3 protein-coding genes are annotated in these 3,147 nt (G+C 71.9%); all 3 read right to left on the reverse strand.

Annotation, left to right across the window (positions count from 1 at the left end; genetic code table 11):
• Positions 1 to 75: 75 nt before the first annotated feature.
• Positions 76 to 1,743: an amidohydrolase gene (locus VFQ84_RS00190; RefSeq protein ID WP_325127963.1), complete on the reverse strand. Its 1,668-nt coding sequence runs from the start codon at positions 1,741 to 1,743 to the stop codon at positions 76 to 78.
• 122 nt (positions 1,744 to 1,865) lie between these two features.
• The gene (locus tag VFQ84_RS00195) at positions 1,866 to 2,537 is read right to left on the reverse strand and encodes a glycine zipper 2TM domain-containing protein (RefSeq protein ID WP_325127965.1); all 672 of its coding nucleotides are present in this window, start codon (positions 2,535 to 2,537) and stop codon (positions 1,866 to 1,868) included.
• 249 nt (positions 2,538 to 2,786) lie between these two features.
• Positions 2,787 to 3,147: hypothetical protein (locus VFQ84_RS00200; protein WP_325127967.1), on the reverse strand; the 361-nt coding region annotated here is incomplete at its 5' end.

The raw sequence follows: 3,147 nt of genomic DNA on the forward strand, positions 1-3,147 counted from the left end.
CGGCGAAAAGATTCGCGCCTGAAGGCGCTCCTACAATGGCGATGGCGATGGCGATGGCGGGGGGCGGGGGGCGGCTTACTTTTTTTCGTAGACCGGCTTGCCGTCGACCCAGGTCGAGACCACGTCCAGCGTCGGCAACGCCGCCGGGGCGATGGTCAGCGGATCGCCGCCCAGGATGACGAAGTCGGCGCGGTAGCCCGGCACCAGCTTGCCCAGCGTCTTCTCGTCGAAGGCGGCGTAGGCGGCATCGGCGGTGAAGCCGGCCAGCGCCTGCTCCGGCGTCAGCTTCTGGTCGGGCAGCCAGCCGCCGGCCGGCATGCCGTCGCGGTCGGCGCGGGTGACCGAGGCGTACAGGCCCAGGCGCGGGTCCACCGATTCGACCGGGAAATCCGAACCCAGCGCCAGCCGCACCCCGGCCGCGCGGAAGCGCTGCCAGGCGTAGGCGCCCTCCAGGCGCGCCTTGCCGACGCGCGCTTCCGCCCAGGGCATGTCGGAGGTGGCGTGGGTGGGCTGCATCGAGGCGATCAGCTTGAGCGTGGCGAAGCGCGGGATGTCGGCCGGGGCCACCACCTGCGCATGCTCGACGCGCCAGCGGTGGTCGCTGCCGGCCGCGTCGCCCAGGACCTTTTCGTACGTGTCGAGGACGATGCGGTTGCCGCGGTCGCCGATGGCGTGGCTGGCGGGCTGGACGCCGCAGTCGCGGGCCTTCTGCACCGCGGCGGCGTAGGCGGCCGGCTCGGTGACCAGCAGGCCGCGGTGGCCGGGCTCGTCGCTGTAGTCCTCGAGCAGGGCGGCGCCGCGGCTGCCGAGCGCGCCATCGACGTAGAACTTCACGCCGCGCATCGCCAGCCGGCCCTTGGGGTGTTCGAACGCCGCACCGACCCGGCACAGCGCCGCCAGCGCGGCGGAATCGCCGTCGGCGTAGGCGCGGATGCGCAGCGGCAGGCGGTCGGCGTTGGCGAAGTCGCGCATCAGCTTCAGGTCGGCCATCGACACGCCCATGTCGTGCACTCCGGTGAGGCCGTGCTTCACCGCGGCGGCCAGCGCGCGCTCGAGCGCCTGCTCGCGCAGCGCGGCGTCGGGCGCCGGCACCACCTCGTCGATCAGGGCCGAGGCGGTGTCGATGAATACGCCGGTGGCGCGGCCGTCCTCGCGCATGATGCGGCCGCCGTCGGGCTGCCAGTCCCCGCCGAGCTCGCGCTTGGCCGCACGCATCGCGGCGCTGTTGGCCCAGCCGGCGTGGCCGTCGACGCGCTCGAGCCAGACCGGCCGGTCCGGGAACGCGGCGTCGAGGTCGGCGGCGGTCGGAAACTGCTTGCCCGGCCAGTCGTTCTGGTCCCAACCGCGGCCCAGCAGCCAGGCGCCTTCGGGCAGCGTGGCTTCGAAGGCCTTCAGGCGGGCGATCACGTCTTCCTTGCTGGTGGCGTCGACCAGGTCGGCGCGCAGCAGGGCGAAGCCGAGGTTCATCAGGTGCCCGTGCGCGTCGATCAGGCCGGGCACCACGTCGCGACCGCGGGCATCGACCAGGGTAATGCCCGGGAACTTCTTCTCCAGCGCCGCCGCATCGGCCGCCCCGCCGGTATCGAGCAGCTTGCCCTCGGCGTCCCAGGCCAGGGTGGTGCGCACCGGCCAGCCGTCTTCGCCGGTATGCACGCGCGCATTGACCAGGCCGGTGACATCGCCGGCCAGGACCACGCCCGGCAACAGGCAGGCCATCGAAACCGCAAGGTGAAGACGACGCATGGCGAACTCCCGTTGGAAGTCGCCTACCCTACTAAAAAAGGGGTCAGAGTACATATCCGTTTCAAACGGATAGGTACTCTGACCCCTTTGTCGTGACCGCTTGTTGGGGCGGTGGCGGGGCGTCAACCTTCGGGGGTGACGTCGACGCGGACGCGCAGTTCGCTGCCGGGGTGGTAGTCGGTGATGGTTTCGTACTCGCGGCCGGCGTATTCGTAGCCGACGCGGTAGCCCACCACGCGGCGGTCGCTGCCGCGCTCGGTGACGATGCGGCAGCGCTCCACGTCCTGCGGCGGCGCGTAGCCGACGTCGTGGCCGCGGTAGGCGCGCTCGCGGCTGGTGCGCTCGATGTCGTTGCCGATCGCGCCGCCCAGCACGGCGCCGACCACGGTCGCGGCCTGGCGGCCGTCGCCGTTGCCGACGCTGTTGCCCAGTACGCCGCCGACGATGGCGCCGAGCACGGCGCCGTTGCCGGTCGGGCGACGCGGATCGCGGCGGGCGTAGCGCGGGGCGGCGTAAGGATCGTAGCGGTCGCGGCCGGCGTAGGACGGCGCGGGCTCGGACCAGCACTCGCGGCGACTGACCGGCTGGCTGCGCTCGACGATCGGTTCTACGCGGGTCACGCGCGCGAAATCGTAGGCGGGACCGGCGCTGTCGTAGCCGCGTTCGTCATAGCCACGATCGTCGTAGCGATCGTCGGCGTAGCCGTAATCCGGTTCGTAGTAATCCTGCGCGCTGGCAGTGCCGGCGGCGAGCGCCACGGCAAGGACAAGGGTTCGGGAAACGAGGCGGTTCATGGCAGCTCCTGGCGCCGGGATCGACGCCCGGGCATCGTCGGGCCGCGGCGCCCAACCCGCGCTGAATCCCGGCCGCGCCTTCAGCCGGCGGCAAGGTGTGGGGTTCCGGGGCGGGGGAAGAGCGATTTTTGCCACGGATTTACACGGATGAACACGGATAGGGCAAAAGCGGTTTGGATGGATTTCCGCCGGGGACCAGCGGACGCCGAAAACCCAGCCCGTTTTGGCTCTATCCGTGTTTATCCGTGTTTATCCGCTTGGATCCGTGTCAAAAGCTTTTAAAGCCCCGCCCCGCAGCCAGGCCACGGCCTGGCCGGCGGCGTCGGCGGCGGCGTGGCCCAGGAGGGGGGCGACGTGGCTGCCCGGCAGCGGCAGGAAGGCGGCGTTGAGGGTGGTCGCCAGCGTTGCGGAGACGGCGAAGGGCACGTCTTCGTCCGCGCGCGAGGCCATCACCAGGGTTGGCGCGGGCGAGGCCGGCACCGCCAGGCCGGCGCGCGCGGCGTCGATGGCCTGGCCGGATTCATCGCGCCAGCGCCGGAACGCGAACAGCGCCGCCGCGGCGTCGGCCTCCGGCACCGCGCGGCGGGTGCCCGCCAGCGACGCTCGCCGG

It is taken from the genome of Arenimonas sp. (assembly GCF_035721105.1).
Classification (GTDB): Bacteria; Pseudomonadota; Gammaproteobacteria; order Xanthomonadales; family Xanthomonadaceae; genus Arenimonas.

Coding starts and splice junctions, on each gene's coding strand:
- VFQ84_RS00195 (WP_325127965.1), bottom strand. CDS start 2,537: ATGAACCGCCTCGTTTCCCGAACCCTTGTCCTTGCCGTGGCGCTCGCC.
- VFQ84_RS00190 (WP_325127963.1), bottom strand. CDS start 1,743: ATGCGTCGTCTTCACCTTGCGGTTTCGATGGCCTGCCTGTTGCCGGGC.